The sequence below is a fragment of the Sediminimonas qiaohouensis DSM 21189 genome (genome assembly GCF_000423645.1).
Classification (GTDB): Bacteria; Pseudomonadota; Alphaproteobacteria; order Rhodobacterales; family Rhodobacteraceae; genus Sediminimonas; species Sediminimonas qiaohouensis.
This window is the reverse complement of the sequence record NZ_AUIJ01000024.1, coordinates 26,335-41,039: the sequence shown is the minus strand read 5'-3', so window position 1 is coordinate 41,039 and position 14,705 is coordinate 26,335. Positions and strand designations below refer to the sequence as shown.

The 14,705-nt window shown below is 65.3% G+C and carries 12 protein-coding genes and 1 pseudogene; 3 read left to right on the top strand and 10 right to left on the bottom strand.

Annotation, left to right across the window (positions count from 1 at the left end; translation table 11 throughout):
- The 10 genes and pseudogenes from G568_RS20310 to G568_RS0114555 form a co-directional block, all read right to left on the bottom strand.
- A pseudogene (locus G568_RS20310) lies at window positions 1–117 on the bottom strand (IS5/IS1182 family transposase); the annotation flags it as partial.
- Between the two features lie 261 nt (window positions 118–378).
- Window positions 379–747, bottom strand: coding sequence for a BrnA antitoxin family protein (locus G568_RS18955; protein WP_051203034.1), 369 nt, complete (start codon window positions 745–747; stop codon window positions 379–381).
- A gap of 221 nt (window positions 748–968) precedes the next feature.
- The gene (locus G568_RS0114590; protein ID WP_026758725.1) at window positions 969–2,138 is read right to left on the bottom strand and encodes an ABC transporter substrate-binding protein; all 1,170 of its coding nucleotides are present in this window, start codon (window positions 2,136–2,138) and stop codon (window positions 969–971) included.
- A gap of 73 nt (window positions 2,139–2,211) precedes the next feature.
- Complete coding sequence (locus G568_RS0114585; protein ID WP_051203032.1) at window positions 2,212–4,074, bottom strand: AMP-dependent synthetase/ligase; 1,863 nt, start codon at window positions 4,072–4,074, stop codon at window positions 2,212–2,214.
- Complete coding sequence (locus G568_RS0114580; RefSeq protein WP_026758723.1) at window positions 4,065–4,835, bottom strand: ABC transporter ATP-binding protein; 771 nt, start codon at window positions 4,833–4,835, stop codon at window positions 4,065–4,067. The genes G568_RS0114585 and G568_RS0114580 overlap by 10 nt, the downstream gene beginning before the upstream one ends.
- Window positions 4,832–5,602 carry an ABC transporter ATP-binding protein gene (locus G568_RS0114575; RefSeq protein WP_026758722.1) on the bottom strand — a complete coding sequence of 257 codons (771 nt, stop codon included), beginning with the start codon at window positions 5,600–5,602 and terminating at the stop codon, window positions 4,832–4,834. Before G568_RS0114575 ends, G568_RS0114580 begins: the two co-directional genes overlap by 4 nt.
- Window positions 5,599–6,696: a branched-chain amino acid ABC transporter permease gene (locus G568_RS0114570; RefSeq protein ID WP_026758721.1), complete on the bottom strand. Its 1,098-nt coding sequence runs from the start codon at window positions 6,694–6,696 to the stop codon at window positions 5,599–5,601. Before G568_RS0114570 ends, G568_RS0114575 begins: the two co-directional genes overlap by 4 nt.
- Before the next feature lie 4 nt (window positions 6,697–6,700).
- Window positions 6,701–7,576: a branched-chain amino acid ABC transporter permease gene (locus tag G568_RS0114565; protein ID WP_026758720.1), complete on the bottom strand. Its 876-nt coding sequence runs from the start codon at window positions 7,574–7,576 to the stop codon at window positions 6,701–6,703.
- A gap of 571 nt (window positions 7,577–8,147) precedes the next feature.
- A complete protein-coding gene (locus G568_RS0114560; protein WP_026758719.1) occupies window positions 8,148–10,526 on the bottom strand; it encodes a 1-deoxy-D-xylulose-5-phosphate synthase N-terminal domain-containing protein in 2,379 nt (792 codons plus the stop codon).
- Window positions 10,523–11,728, bottom strand: a complete 1,206-nt coding sequence (locus G568_RS0114555; RefSeq protein ID WP_026758718.1) for a methionine gamma-lyase — start codon at window positions 11,726–11,728, stop codon at window positions 10,523–10,525. The genes G568_RS0114560 and G568_RS0114555 overlap by 4 nt, the downstream gene beginning before the upstream one ends.
- A 112-nt stretch (window positions 11,729–11,840) precedes the next feature.
- Between G568_RS0114555 and G568_RS0114550 the strand changes: the two genes are divergently transcribed.
- The 3 genes from G568_RS0114550 to G568_RS0114540 all read left to right on the top strand — a co-directional run bounded on the left by G568_RS0114550 (window position 11,841) and on the right by G568_RS0114540 (window position 14,638).
- Window positions 11,841–12,314 (top strand): Lrp/AsnC family transcriptional regulator, encoded by a 474-nt coding sequence (locus G568_RS0114550; protein WP_026758717.1) that lies wholly within the window; start codon window positions 11,841–11,843, stop codon window positions 12,312–12,314.
- Window positions 12,315–12,430: 116 nt separating this feature from the next.
- Window positions 12,431–13,051, top strand: coding sequence for a class I SAM-dependent DNA methyltransferase (locus G568_RS0114545; protein WP_026758716.1), 621 nt, complete (start codon window positions 12,431–12,433; stop codon window positions 13,049–13,051).
- A 129-nt stretch (window positions 13,052–13,180) separates the two neighbouring features.
- The gene (locus G568_RS0114540) at window positions 13,181–14,638 is read left to right on the top strand and encodes a mannose-1-phosphate guanylyltransferase/mannose-6-phosphate isomerase (RefSeq protein WP_026758715.1); all 1,458 of its coding nucleotides are present in this window, start codon (window positions 13,181–13,183) and stop codon (window positions 14,636–14,638) included.
- Window positions 14,639–14,705 lie beyond the last annotated feature (67 nt).

The window sequence follows — 14,705 nt, the reverse complement described above, 5'->3', positions numbered from 1 at the left end:
AGCCTCCCAGATCATCTCCGGGTCAAACCAGACTGTCAGCGAGCCACGGCGCTTGAGCGCTTCGTTATAGGCCGGCCAGTTCCTGGTCTTGTAGGTTGGGGGTGTGGGTCTGCTCATGTCGCCCAGCTACCACACTGGATTCGCGACATGAATCCCTCACGCGCTTTGTGCAACAGAGCCACGCGGCGGGATAAAGCGCCCCGCACCACCATCGGATCGCCCCCGCGCGCGTCGGCAATCGTGCGGCTCAGGGACAAGGCGCAGGGGCCCCGCTACCATGGCTTCAAGGGTTCCCATCATTTAAGACAGGCACCCCGGCAGGGTCGGGCGCGAACCGGATCGTGGGGTGATCCGGCGAAGATATCGCAGGTGTCGCGCTCAGCTCTCCGGCGTCTCCTTCTCCTCCCCCTCCGCCTCATCCTCTCCCCCCGACATCCGCTTCTCCAGGTACGCATCAAGCTGCACCTCGCCCGCGATCTTCATCTGCGCCCATGTCCTCAGCAGCCGGTTGATCCGCGCGTGGTATCCGCGCCCCATGCCGCGATAGAACCGCACCACCGACCGGTCGAGGTACAGCGTCACCTTCTCGCGCGGCTCCTCCACGTCCAGGTCGGCCTCCAGCGTGTGCCAGGCGTCCGGCACCTCCTCGGCCAGTGTCGTGTCGATCCATCCATCGCGGCTCAGGTGGATGAGGTCCTTCATCAGCCTGTCGCGGGCGATGCGTTCGGTCTTGGTCATGCGGGCCATGCGGCGGGTCTCCGGTTGCGGGTGGGCACCCTCGCCCGGAAACGGTTAACGCCGCCTTGGCGCAGCGCGCGGCCGCACCGGCGCAATACCGACGCGATACCGACGCAATACACCCCCCCTTTCCGCAGCCCCCGGCAGGGCCAAACCTCATCCCCACCCGGACGTGAAAAGGGGCACCGAAATGGCGCCCCCTTTCCCTGTTCACCCGTCAAGAAACGCGGTCACTCGATGGTCTGAACCAGCTTCCAAGAGCCATCCTCGACAACCGAGACATAGATTTCGGACGCCGCAACATGGTCGTCCTCGCTCATGCTCACATGGTTGCCGGCGATCTCGTCGTCATAGTCAAGCCCTTCCATCGCCTCGATAAATTTCTCGCGCGTAGGCTCTGGTCCAGCCGCCTCAAGCGCCCGCACCAGGATCTCCGCAGCCGACCGCCCCAACAGCGCGCCGGTTCCGGGGAAATTCTCGCCCGTCTCCTCGGTATAGGCCTTGACCCATTGCGCCACCTCGGGCGTATCCATCCGCGCCTCCAGGTCCTGCCAGCCAGCCCCGGCATAAAGGCCACCCATCACGCCCTGCTGCGCCAGACCCTTGGCCACAACGGTATGAAATCCCGCACTGGACGTCAGGAAGTTGATGTCCTCCATCCCCATCTTGTGCGCGGTGGCGACCACATTGATCGTCTGCCCGACCCCAAGCGCCAGGCCAACAGTGTCGCAGCCACCCTCGCGGATCTTGCCCAGGGCGCCGGTGAAATCGCTCTCATCGGGCTTGTGCTTGGTCTCAACCCCGAATTCGGCGCCCACTTCCGATGCGGCATCCTTCACGCCTTCCTCGATCTCCGCACCGAAATCGGTCGGCAGATACATCAGGCAAAAGGTCTGCGCGCCCTTCTCGTTGGCCAGGTAGGTCGCCGTCGCCTTCACGCCGTCATAGTAGGAGGCCGTGCCGGCAAACTTCCACGGTGCGGGCGGGTCAACCATCTGCCGCGCCGCCGTCAGGGGGCTGACGTTCGGAATATTCTTCGGCTCCATCAGCTTGAACATGGCAAGGTTATGCGGCGTGCCCAGGTTGAGCAGCATCGCGAACACCTCATCCCGGTTGATCAGCTTGTTCGCCGCCTGAACGGCGCGCGGCACCTGGTAACCGTGATCCTCGACGATATAGGTGATCTCGCGCCCGTGGACACCGCCATCAGCATTGACCTTCTCGAAATAGAGCTTGGCCGCCGTCACCGCAGGCACCGAGAAGGGCGCGAAAATGCCCGACAGGTCGTGTGAGCCGCCAATCCTGATTTCCGTATCGGTCACGCCGTTTTCGGCGTTGACCGCTGCGCCCGCGCCCAATGACAGGGCCGCAGCAGTAGCTAGTGCCTTGACTGTCTTCATTTTCTTTCCTCCCGTTTGAATTTGGTTTGCCTTTGGTATTTCCGTCTGCCCGTCGCCTCCTCCTGCGCCATGGCTAATACATACTGTCTATCAGGTTTGCGTGGCGCTGGTTCACGTAATTGCGCTTGAGCTTCATCGTCGGCGTCAGTTCCTCGTCCTCGGCGGTCAGCAAAATGTCGATCAGGCGGAAATCCTTGATCTGCTCGACCTGCGCAAAGGCCTTGTTCGTCTCGGCCACCACCTGCCCGATCAGCTCGCGCACCTCGGGCGCGCGGGTCAGCGACGCAAAATCGGCGTAGGGAATCTGCCGGTCTTGGGCAAAGCGTTCCACGTTTTCCTGATCGATCATGATCAGGCAGGTCAGGTACTTTCGCCCGTCCCCGATCACCACCGCGTCCGACACGTAGGGCGAGAACTTCAGCCGGCTCTCGATCTCGGCCGGCGTGATGTTCTTGCCGCCCGCCGTGATGATGATGTCCTTCAGCCGTCCGGTGATCGTCAGGCAGCCGTGGTTGTCGATCCGCCCCACATCGCCGGTGCGCAGCCAGCCGTCATCGGTGAACGTCTCGGCTGTCTTGTCGGGCTTGTTCCAATATCCCTTGAACACGGCCGGCCCCTTGACCTGCAATTCGCCGTCATCGGCGATGCGCAATCCCAGCCCCGGCAAAGGCGGGCCGACGGTGCCGATATGGTTGTCGTCAACCGGGTTGACGGTGGCCACGCCCGAGGTTTCGGTCATGCCATACCCCTCTATCAGGTCCACGCCGATCGCCGCGAACCAGCGGATCAACTCGGGCGAGATCGGCGCCGCCCCCGAGGTGCAGCGCCGCGTGCGCGCCAACCCCACCAGGTTGCGCAGGTTGCGCAGAACCAGAAGGTCCGCCAGCATCAGGTTAAGCCGCGCAAGCCCCCCCATGCCGCGCCCCTCTTCGCGCGCGGCCACCCGGCGCATCCCTGCGCGCACGGCCCAATCAAACGCTTTGCGCCCGATCCATCCGGCCTCGGATCGCATGATCGTTATGCGGCTATATACCTTTTCCCAGATGCGCGGCACGCCGGTGAAACTGTTCGGGCTGACCTCGCGCAGGTTATCAAAAACCGTCTCGGGGCTTTCGGCGAAATTCACGCGGCAACCTGCGAATATGGGAAATTCGACCGATATCAGCCGCTCAAGCACGTGGCACAGCGGCAAGAAACACAGCAATTCGTCGTCGCGATCATAATCCAGAAGCTGCTGACCCGCCGAAAGCTGGTAAATCATATTACGGTGCGTGATGATCGCGCCCTTGGGCGGGCCGGTGGTCCCCGAGGTGTAGATCAGCATGCGCGGATCGGTTGGCTGCACGGCCGCCAACGCGGCCTCGAACCGATCGGTGTGTACCGTCAGTTCCTCCTCGCCGATATCCAGCAGCTCATCAAGGAACATCACCTGCGGATCGTGGAAATCGGCCAGCCCCTCGCTGTCGAACACGATGACCTTTTTCAGATCTGGCATCTGGCTCCGCACCTCAAGGAACTTGTCCAGTTGCTCGTCATTTTCGACGAACAGGAACGCGGCGCCTGAATCGTTGACCAGATAGGCAAGCTGCTCGGCGCTGTCGGTCGTATAAACTCCCGAGGGGATGCCCCCGACAGCGGCCACGCCCAGATCGCAATAAAGCCACTCGCGCCGGTCCTCCGACAGGATCTGCACCGCCTGTCCCTTCTCCAGACCCAGCGACAGCAGCGCCAGTCCGATACAGCGAGCCCCATGGTAATAGTCGCTCCAGGTGTAGGCCTGCCAGATGCCCAGCTTTTTCTCGCGGTGCGCCACCCGCTCGCCCATTTCGCCGCAGCGCTTGGCCCAGAGCCCGACAATCGTGTCGCAGCCGTCCAGAATGATCGGCTCATTGTCCGGAATGATCCCTTGATCGCCCTGCGCCACGCTCACCTCCATGTCTTGCGCCGCTTCCAGCGCTTCTGGCCGCGCTGCCCCTCGTCCTTGCGGCCAAGGTAAAACTCCTGGATGTCCTCGGAGTTGCGCAATTCCTCGCTGCTGCCGGCCATCACGATGCGCCCCATCTCCAGAACATAGCCCTTGTGCGCGGTCTGTAGCGCCACGTTGGCGTTTTGCTCGACCAAGAGCATGGTCACGCCCCGCTCTTCGTTCAGGCGCTTGATGATCGCGAATATCTCCTGCGTCAAAAGCGGCGACAGGCCAAGCGATGGCTCGTCCAGCAGCATCAAGCGCGGCCGCGCCATCAGGCCGCGCCCGATCGCCAGCATCTGTTGTTGCCCGCCCGACAAGAACCCCGCCGCTTGCGCGCGGCGTTCCTTGAGCACGGGAAAATAGGAATAGACGATCTCGATATCCTCGGCGATGCCGCCGCCCCGGCGGCTATAGGCCCCCATGCGCAGGTTTTCCTCGACCGTGAGATAGGGGAAAACCTCGCGCCCTTCGGGCACATGAGCCAGGCCCATTTTCACGATCTTGTCCGGCTCCATCCCCTCGATCCGGGTGCCATCAAACTCGATATGCCCCTTTTCCGGATCCATCAGGCCCGACACGGTTTTCATCAGCGTGGTCTTGCCCGCGCCATTGGCCCCGAGGATGGTGACGATTTCGCCTTTCTGGACATCCAGCGTCACCCCCCTGAGCGCCATGATCGCCCCGTAGAACGTCTCGACGTTGCGCACCTGCAGGACCGTCTCGGTCATTGTGCCACCTCCGTGCCCAGGTAGGCCGCCTGCACGCCTGCGTCGGCCTGCACCTGCGATGGCGTCCCCTGCGCCAAGGGCTTGCCGTTGGCCACCGCCAGCACCCGGTCGGACACTTGCGCCACAAGGCGCATGTCATGCTCGACCATCAGCACCGTCAGCCCCATGTCGCGGCGCATGTCCTCGATCCAGAACGCGACGTCCTGGCTTTCTTCGACCGACAGGCCCGAGGCCGGCTCGTCCAGCAGGATAAGCTTGGGCCCCACGGCCAGCGCGCGACCGATTTCGACCACCTTGCGCACGCCGTAGGGCAGCCCGGCGATCATCTTTTCGCGGTAGGCCTCCAGCTCCAGAAACTCCATCACCTCCTCGACACGGCGGCGATGCGCGCGCTCGGCGCGCCGCACAGCCGGCAGGAACAGCATGTCCTGCACGAAGTTCGTGTCGCGATGCGTGTGCCGCCCCATCAGCAGGTTATCCAACACGGTGGAATGATCGAACAGTTCGATATTCTGGAACGTGCGCGCAATGCCAAGCGGCGCCACCTGGTGTGCCTGCAACCCGGTGATGTCGGCGCCATCGAACCGGATCGTGCCGCGGGTGGGCTTGTAGATGCGCGATATGAGGTTGAAGATCGTCGATTTGCCCGCGCCATTCGGCCCGATGATCGAAAACACCTCGCCCGGCGCGACCTTGAAAGACACTCCATCGACGGCCTTCACTCCGCCAAAATGAATCGCCAGATCCTCGACCTCCAATAGGCTCATTTCTGACGCTCCGTCTTGAGGTAGGATTTCTGCCGCCGGAACATGTCGCGCCGGGCCAGCGGGAACAGCTCGAACCAGACCTTGGTTTTCAGCCACCGGCCATAGAGACCCGTCGGCTCGTATATGATGAAGCCCACCAGGATCATCGCGAACAGCATCGTATCCAGCCCCGGCATACCCCCGATATCCAGGCCAAAGCTATCGCGTGCGACGCCGCGCAGGATCGCGATAAGCTGCGGCACCGCCGTGATCAGGATCGCACCAAAGAACGCCCCCTGGATGAACCCCAGCCCCCCGATGGTGACCACCAGCAGCAGGTTGATCGAGATGAAGACCGAGAACAGCTCGTAATTGAAGAACGCGATGTAATGGCCCATCAGCGCCCCCGCGAGGCCCGTCATCGCGCACGAGAGGCCAAAGGCCAGCGCCCGCGTCCGGGTCACGTTGATCCCCAGGGCGCGCGCCGAGACCTCGCTGTCGCGCACGGCAAGAAAGCTGCGGCCGGTGGGGCTGCGCAGCAGGTTGGCATACCCCCAGGTGACCAGCACGACCACCGTCAGGCACAGCCAGTAGAAGTGATCGAGGTTCGCGTAGCGGTCGAAATTGATGCCGGCGATCTCGATCGCGGGGGCCATGATGCCGCCCACCCCGCCGGTGATCGGCTCAAGGATGATAACCATTTCCTCGACGATCACGAACAGGGCCAGCGTCGCGATGGCCAGGTAGATGCCCGACATCCGCACCGCCGGAATCGCCACCAGCGCGCCGAAAAGGCCCGCCGCAAGCGCCGCAGCGGGGAAGGTCACGAGAAACGGTAGCCCGGCGTTCATCAGCGCCGCGTCGGTGTAGGCGCCAATCGCCAGGAACGCGGCGTGACCCAGGCTAACCTGTCCGCTGTGCCCGACCAGTAGCATCAGGCCCATCCCCGCCAGTGCCCAGATCAGGGTGTTGGTGGCCTCCGCCAGGTAATACTCGCCCACCAGGAAGGGCAGCGCGGCCAACACGGCCACGAGCGCCGCGATCCGGGCGCGGGACCAGCCATCCTTGTGCAGGTCGATGTCGCGGTCATAGCTGGTCTTGAAGATCACTTTCATGCGCTCAGACCTTCTTGGCGTGCATCTGGGCGAACAGGCCGTTGGGCCGCGTCACCAGCACCGCCAGCATGATGATATAGGGGGACATCTGGCTGATCCCGCCGGGCAGGTATCGCGCTGCCAGCGGCTCGACCACGCCGATGAGGATACCGCCCAGAAGGGCGCCTGGCAGGCTTCCGAAGCCGCCGATCACCGCCGCCGCGAAGGCCTTGATTCCCAGCAGGCCGACATTGGGGTCGATCGCGCCCTTGGAGGCAAAGAGAACCCCGGCGATGGTGGCGACCACGCCCGACAAGCCCCAGATGATCGAATTGATCCGCTTCACCGGCACGCCGACGATATAGGCGGCCATCTGGTTCTGCGAGGCGGCCTGCGCCGCGAGGCCAATGCGAGTGTAGGCGAAAAATCCCCACAAGGCGAGCGTGAGCAGGGCGGTGACGAGGATGGTCACGATATCGGCAACCCCGATATTGATGCGTCCCAGCGGCACCGTCTGTCCGGCAAAGGGCGTCTCCAGCACCAGCGGAGAGTAGCCCCAGATCGACCCGGCGATGAAGCGCAGGACGAAGCCGAGGGCGATGGTGAGGATCACGAGGGCGAACTGCGGCTGGCCGAAAATCTGGCGCACGATGAAGCGGTCGATCCCGTAGCCGACCCCACCCATCAGGGCGGCGGCAAGCAGGACACCGGGGATGAAGGCCAGGCCGAAATGATCGGAATTGACGAAGCCGAGGGCGATGAAGGCGCCCAGCATCATCATGTCGCCCTGCGCGAAATTAACCCCTTCGGTGGCCTTGTAAATCAGAACGAAGCCGAGGGCGACCAGCCCGTAGATGCAGCCCGAGGCGACGCCGCCGATCAGAAGCTGGATCAGGTCCATGGGGTACCCCGGCACACGAGGCGCGGCGCGGCGCGGGGGCGGCCTGCGGTGGCGATCATGATGTTCCTCCCTGCCCTGATCTTTCCGGGCTTGTTAGGGGAAACTAAACAGGGGGCGTTAAATTCTGTCAATGTTGGGGATGCGGCATCGGGAGCGATTGGGAACACGACGCAGCGTCAACCTGCGTGGCCTCCACTGTGAAACGGGAATACTAACCTGTTGTTTTTGCTTGTCTACATGGCGTGAGGTGCAGGTTTCCCGGTGAGCTACATAAGACCTGTCGGGGAGACGGGCGGAAATCGGGTTGCGACCCGCGCAGGGCGGGATGGATGGTCACCGCGCCTGACTAGAGGCAGCCAATTTGGGCGGCAAATGTCATATCCGGAACAAAGGGCCGCGACCAACCTGGAGGGCGCGTTCGCAACGGTGGTACGGAGGGGGTACCTCCAAGCCCCGATGACGGTCAAGTTATGAACGACATCGCCTACGCGCCCTTCTGGGGGAGGTCGGTCGTGGCCCGGCGATGCCCGGCGAGGCGGGTGGCCGGTGTGCCGCGCCCAACATAGCCTCCCTACCCCACGAAGCGCACCGGGCGGCCCGGTGTTAGGCGGGCGGCGGCGGTGATGGCATCCGCGTCGATGCCGTAATGGCGGTGCAGATCGGCGATGGTGCCGGTCTGGCCGAAATGCTCGACCCCCAGCGGCACGGTGCGGTGCCCCGCGACGGAGCCAAGCCATGCCAGCGTCGCCGGGTGCCCGTCGATCACGGTAATCAGGGTGCAATGGCGTGGCAGATCGTCCAATAGTCGCTCGGCCAGGCTGCGCGCGCCGGTCTGGCCGCGCGCCCGTGCCCGGCGCGCCGCCGTCCACCCCGCATTGAGCCGGTCGGCCGAAGTCACCGACAGCACGCCGATATCGCGCCTGTCGCCGGCGAGGCGGCCCGCCGCCTCGATCGCGGCGGGGGCGACGCAGCCCTGGTAGGCGATCACCACGTCAGCATTCGGCCCCGGCGGGCGCAACCAATAGGCGCCGTCGATGACGCCCTGGGCGAACCCGGGATCATCGCGGCGCAGGGGCTGTTCCACCGGCCGCGTGGACAGGCGCAGGTAGACCGAGCCGCCGGTTTCATCGCGCAGCCATGTCCGCTCGTCCGGGGCGGCATCGCCGTCGCGTTGCAGGTAGTCGAACGACCAGCCCATGATCAGGGCCAATTCGTCAAGGAACGCGGGCTCGAACGCGGCGAGGCCGTCCTGGCTCATCCCGATCAGCGGCGTGCCGACGGACTGATGCGCGCCACCCTCGGGCGCCAGCGTCACGCCCGAGGGCGTGCCCACCACGACAAAGCGCGCATCCTGATAACAGGCGTAATTGAGCGCATCGAGGCCGCGGGCGACGAACGGATCATAGAGCGTTCCAACCGGGATCAGGCGCTGCCCAAACAGGCTATGGGACAGGCCCGCCGCGCCCAGCATCAGCATCAGGTTGTTTTCCGCGATACCCAGCTCGATATGCTGTCCGGTGGGGGAAAAGGCCCATTTTTGCGTGCTGGGCACCTTTTGATCGCGGAAGGTGTCGGGCTGTGCGTCGCGGGCGAAAAGGCCCCGTCGGTTGACCCACGGGCCAAGGTTGGTGGACACGGTCACGTCGGGCGACATGGTCAGGACACGGTCCGACAAAGGGCCGCCATCCTTGGCCAGCGCATCGAGGATCTTGCCAAAGCCCGCTTGCGTGGATTGCACGCGGTCCTGCGGTGCGGGCAGCGTGGGCACCGGCAGTGGGTCAGTGCGGGTGCGGCGCGACCCGGCGGCGAAGAACGGCACATCATCCAGGAACGCACGAAAGGCGCCCGGGTCGGGCACGCCCGCCAGCGGCTCCCATTCCTGCCCCTCGGGCACGCCGAGGCGGGTTTGCAGATCGGCCATCTGCGCGGGGGTCATCAGGCCGGCGTGGTTGTCCTTGTGCCCGGCCAACGGGGTGCCGTGGCCCTTGACGGTATAGGCCAGGAACACGGTCGGGCGGTCATCGGCGACGGCATCGAAGCCCTCGCACAGGGTCTCAAGGCAGTGGCCGCCTAGGTTCTCCATCAGCGCGGCGAGATCGGCATCGCTGCGCCGGTCAAAAAGGGCGGCGGTCTTGCCCTGATCGCCGATGTCGTCCATCAGCCGCGCGCGCCAGGCCGCGCCGCCCTGGTAGGTCAGCGCCGAGTAGAGCGCGTTGGGGCACGCATCGATCCAGTCGCGCAAGGCCTCGCCGCCCGGCTCGGCAAAGGCGGCGCGTTGCAGGGCGCCGTACTTGAGGCGCACAACGCGCCAGTCGAAGGCGGTAAAGATCGCCTCGATCCGGCGCCAGAGGCCTTCGCGCATGACGCCGTCAAGGCTCTGGCGGTTGTAGTCGATTACCCACCACGTGTTGCGCAGATCGTGCTTCCAGCCCTCTTGCAGGGCCTCGTATATATTGCCCTCGTCCAGCTCCGCATCGCCGATCAGCGCCACCATGCGGCCCGCGGGGCGCCCGTCGATCCAGCCGTGGGCGTGCAGGTAATCCTGCGTCAGCGCGGCAAAAAGCGGCATCGCCGCCCCCAGGCCGACCGAGCCGGTGGAGAAATCCACATCAATGCTATCCTTGGTACGCGAGGGGTAGCTTTGGGCGCCACCGAAGGCGCGGAAGTTCTCCAGGTTTTCCCGGCTCTGACGACCCATCAGGTAATGCGCGGCGTGCAGCACCGGCGAGGCGTGGGGTTTCACGGCGACGCGGTCCTCGGGGCGCAAGGCGTGGAAATAGAGCGCGGTCATCAGCGACACCATCGAGGCCGAGCTCGCCTGGTGGCCGCCGACCTTGATATCGCCGTCGTCCTTGGGACGCAAAGCGTTGGCGTTGTGCACGGTCCAGCAGGCCAACCACAGAAGCCGCTGCTGCACGATGCGAAGGTGGGGGATCGGTGGAGTGCTCATGCGGCTTGCTCCTTCGCGGTGGGGGCGAGGGCCTGCGTCAGATCATCAATGATGTCACCCACGCCTTCAAGCCCCACCGACAGCCGTATCAGCCCCTCGGATATGCCGTGAGCGGCGCGTTCCTCGGGGGTGTAGGTGGAGTGGGTCATCGAGGCGGGGTGCTGTATAAGGGTCTCGGCATCGCCCAGCGACACCGCCCGCGCGATCAGGCGCAGCCGGTTCATCATCGCGGCCCCCGCGGCGTATCCGCCGCGCAACTCGAACGCGATCATGCCGCCGAAATCGGACATCTGGCGGCAGGCCAGCGCATGGCCGGGCGCGTCCGGCAGGCCGGGATAGTGGACCGCTTCCACCGCCGGGTGGGCGGCCAGAATGCCGGCCACGATGCGGGCGCTGGCGCAGTGGCGCTGCATCCGCAGGTGCAGCGTTTTCAACCCGCGCAGCAGCAGCATCGCCGTCAGCGGCGCCATCACCGCGCCGGTCATGTCCTTGAGGCCAACCATGCGGACCTCGGCCATGTCCTCGGCCCCGCCGACGGCGACGCCCGCCACCAGATCGCCGTGCCCGCCCAGGTACTTGGTGGCCGAATGCACCACGATATCCGCGCCCAGCTCGATCGGGCGGGTCAAGACGGGGGTGGCGTAGGTGTTATCAACGACGGTGCGCGCGCCGTGGTGCCGGGCGATGGCGGAAACGGCGGCAATATCGACCAGCCGCATGTTGGGGTTTGCGGGGGTCTCGAAATAAACCAGCCGCGTCTTGGGGCCGATCGCCGCCTCGACATTGGCCGGGTCGGTCATGTCCACATGGGTGATGCGCACGCCGAACCGCGACAGCCCGTGGCGCATGAAGGCGAAAGTGCAGCCATAGAGCGTTTCATCGACGATCACCTCGTCGCCGGGCGACAGGAAGGTCCACAACACGGCGGCGATCGCGCCCATGCCCGAGGCGGTGGCAAGGCCGGCCTCGGCGCCTTCGAGGCTGGCGATGCGAGCCTCCAGCAGGTCGGTCGTGGGGTTGGAGATGCGCGAATAGACGTGACCTGTGGCCTCGCCCGCGAAAATCTCGCCGCCCGCCTCGGCGCTGTCGAAGGCAAAGGTCGAGGTCATGTGCACCGGCGGCGTGAGTGCGCCGCCCGCGTCTTGCGGATCATACCCGTGGTGAATGGCGCGGGTGGCGAAATCGGGGTTTTGGCGGGTCATGGCGGCATCCTTGTTTGAGCTTGCCTTACCTTGCCATTGCCGCGCTGGCAGGTGCAGCCAAATACTGCTACTATATCAACGCTTTTTAGCACTTTCTGCCAATGAGGGGCACATGGACAACAAGGACTACCAAATCATCCGCGCGCTCCAGGAAAACGGGCGCCTCAGCAACCAGGAACTGGCCGAGCGGGTGAACCTGTCGCCGTCGCCCTGCCTGCGGCGGGTTCGCCTGCTGGAAGAGCGGGGCGTGATCCGGGGCTATGCGGCACTGGTCGATCAAAAGGCCTATGGCCTGCCGATCACGGTGTTCGTGCGCATCCGGCTGGATCAGCACAACGAGACGCTCGTGCGCGGCTTTGAGGCCCAGGTCGAGGCGGCGGACGAGATTCTTGATTGCTACCTGATGACGGGGGGCGCGGATTACCTGCTACGGGTGGTGACGACAGACCTGGACGACTACGAGCGGTTCGTGCGCCAGACGCTGCACGCGATCCCCGGCATCGCGTCGATCGATACCAGCTTTGCCTACGGGGTGGTCAAGCGGCGGCAGATATTCCCCGAGCATGAAAGTGGCATGCAGGGTTGAGCGCAGGCAGGGCGCGCGCGTCGCAAATGTCGCTTTTCACGTCACATGAGTCGCTTTTTGCAACTTCCGGGAAGGGGTGCTATCGCTCAGCCAGGCAAAACGACAAGGAGACTGACGTGACCAGCACTAGCACCTTCCTCGATAATATCTACTCGGTCGATGGCGGCGAGGGCATGCGCCAGTATTACGACGACTGGGCCGACAGCTATGACAGCGACCTGCGCGAAAACGATTACCGCACGCCCGCGCGCTGCGCCGCGGCGCTGGCTGCGCATATCGGCGATCTGTCGGCGCCGATCCTTGATTTTGCCTGTGGCACGGGCATCTCCGGCGAGGCGTTGCACGTGGCGGGGCTCACGACCATCGACGGCACCGATATTTCGCAAGGAATGCTCGACAGGGCGCGGGCCAAGGGCGTTTACCGCGAACTGTGGCGCGGCAGCCCCGATGCGCCGCTGAACGCGGCAGGCAAGGGATACGCAGGCATCGCGGCGGTCGGCGCAATCGGCGCGGGCGCGGCCCCGGCCGAGAATATCGACGGCGCAATCGATAGCCTGTCGCCCGGCGGCGTGTTCGTCGTGTCACTGAACGATCACACGCTGGAAGATCCGCAATTCGAAGAGCGCCTGACGCGCGCGATCGCCGATGGCCGGGTGGACAAGCTGCTGGCCGAGGACGGCCCGCACCTGCCCGCGATCGGGCTGGGCGCGCGCGTCTGGGCGGTGCGGCGGCGCTGATCGGGCGCGCCCGCATGACCGCGCATTGGGCAGCCGCACCGATTGCGGCTGTTCAATGGGCGTATGCGCGTTAAGATCGGCGTGCGCTGCTGGGGTGCGGTGCAGGTGGATCACGGCCAAGGGGCATAGATGACGACGCATACCATTCACCCTGTTTTGCTGTGCGGCGGGGCGGGCACACGTTTGTGGCCGCTGTCGCGCAAGAGCTATCCCAAGCAGTTCGCGCGCCTGACCGGCGACGAGAGCCTGTTTCAGGCGTCGGCGCGGCGGCTGGCGGGGCCGGGCTTCGCGCCGCCAAGCGTGGTCACCGGGTCGGAGTTCCGGTTCATCGTGACCGAGCAACTGGCCGCCGCCGAGATCGGCCCCGCCTCGATCCTGATCGAGCCTGAGCCGCGCAACACCGCTCCGGCGGTCTGCGCGGCGGCGGTGTCGCTGCATGCGCGCGCGCCCGGGGCGCTGATGCTGGTGGCGCCGTCGGATCACGTGATCCCCGATTGCGGCGCGTTTCGCGCGCATGTGCAGGCCGCCGCAGACGCCGCCAGCGCCGGGCAAATCGTGACCTTCGGCATTCGCCCGGACCGGGCCGAGACCGGCTATGGCTGGCTGGAACTGGAAGACGGGGCAGATATGGCCGACGGCGGCGCGCCGGGGCCGCACCCCCTGAAGCGCTTTGTCGAGAAGCCGGGCGCCGAGGCCGCGCAGGCGATGCTGCAAAGCGGCACGCATCTGTGGAACGCGGGGATATTCCTGTTCTCGACCGAGACGATCCTTGCGGCGTTCGAGGCGCACGCACCAGGGATTCTGACCGCCGTGCGTGCGGCGGTCGATGGGGGCAATTGCGACCTGGGCTTCACGCGGCTGGACCCCGCGCATTGGGAGGGTGCCGACGACATTTCGCTCGACTTCGCGGTGATGGAAAAGGCGCGAGACATGGCGGTGATGCCATACGGCGGCGACTGGTCCGATCTGGGCGGCTGGGAGGCGGTGTGGCGCCACGGGGCCCCCGACAGCGACGGCATGGTGACGCATGGTCCGGCGCTGGCCATCAGGTGCGAGAACACACTGCTGCGCGCGGAATCCGACGATCAGCGCCTTGTCGGTATCGGGCTAAGCAATATCGTGGCGATCGCGATGCCCGACGCGGTTCTGGTGGCGCACAAGGACCGGGTGCGGGACGTCAAACTGGCGGTTCAGACCCTCAAGGCGCAGGACGCGGCACAGGCCGAAACCCTGCCGCGCGATTTCCGGCCGTGGGGGTGGTTCGAAAGCCTGGCGCAAGGAGGGCGGTTCCAGGTCAAGCGCATCGTCGTGAACCCGGGCGCCGCGCTCAGCTTGCAAAGCCATCACCACAGGGCCGAGCATTGGATCGTGGTGGCGGGCACCGCGCGGGTAACCATCGGGGATCAGGTGCAACTGGTGACCGAGAACGAATCGGTGTTCATCCCGCTGGGCACACGCCACCGGCTTGAGAACCCCGGCAAGCTACCGATGGTCCTGATCGAGGTGCAGACCGGCAGCTACCTGGGCGAAGATGATGTCATCCGCCACGAGGACGCCTATGCCCGCGGCGTGCGCGCCAAGGGCTGAGGGCGGCAGGCGTTTCGGCCCGCGCGGGTGCAAGACACCCCTTGCAATGTCCCGCCGCGGCAGAGAG

Coding starts and splice junctions, on each gene's coding strand:
- G568_RS18955 (WP_051203034.1), bottom strand. CDS start 747: ATGGCCCGCATGACCAAGACCGAACGCATCGCCCGCGACAGGCTGATG.
- G568_RS0114590 (WP_026758725.1), bottom strand. CDS start 2,138: ATGAAGACAGTCAAGGCACTAGCTACTGCTGCGGCCCTGTCATTGGGC.
- G568_RS0114585 (WP_051203032.1), bottom strand. CDS start 4,074: ATGGAGGTGAGCGTGGCGCAGGGCGATCAAGGGATCATTCCGGACAAT.
- G568_RS0114580 (WP_026758723.1), bottom strand. CDS start 4,835: ATGACCGAGACGGTCCTGCAGGTGCGCAACGTCGAGACGTTCTACGGG.
- G568_RS0114575 (WP_026758722.1), bottom strand. CDS start 5,602: ATGAGCCTATTGGAGGTCGAGGATCTGGCGATTCATTTTGGCGGAGTG.
- G568_RS0114570 (WP_026758721.1), bottom strand. CDS start 6,696: ATGAAAGTGATCTTCAAGACCAGCTATGACCGCGACATCGACCTGCAC.
- G568_RS0114565 (WP_026758720.1), bottom strand. CDS start 7,576: ATGGACCTGATCCAGCTTCTGATCGGCGGCGTCGCCTCGGGCTGCATC.
- G568_RS0114560 (WP_026758719.1), bottom strand. CDS start 10,526: ATGAGCACTCCACCGATCCCCCACCTTCGCATCGTGCAGCAGCGGCTT.
- G568_RS0114555 (WP_026758718.1), bottom strand. CDS start 11,728: ATGACCCGCCAAAACCCCGATTTCGCCACCCGCGCCATTCACCACGGG.
- G568_RS0114550 (WP_026758717.1), top strand. CDS start 11,841: ATGGACAACAAGGACTACCAAATCATCCGCGCGCTCCAGGAAAACGGG.
- G568_RS0114540 (WP_026758715.1), top strand. CDS start 13,181: ATGACGACGCATACCATTCACCCTGTTTTGCTGTGCGGCGGGGCGGGC.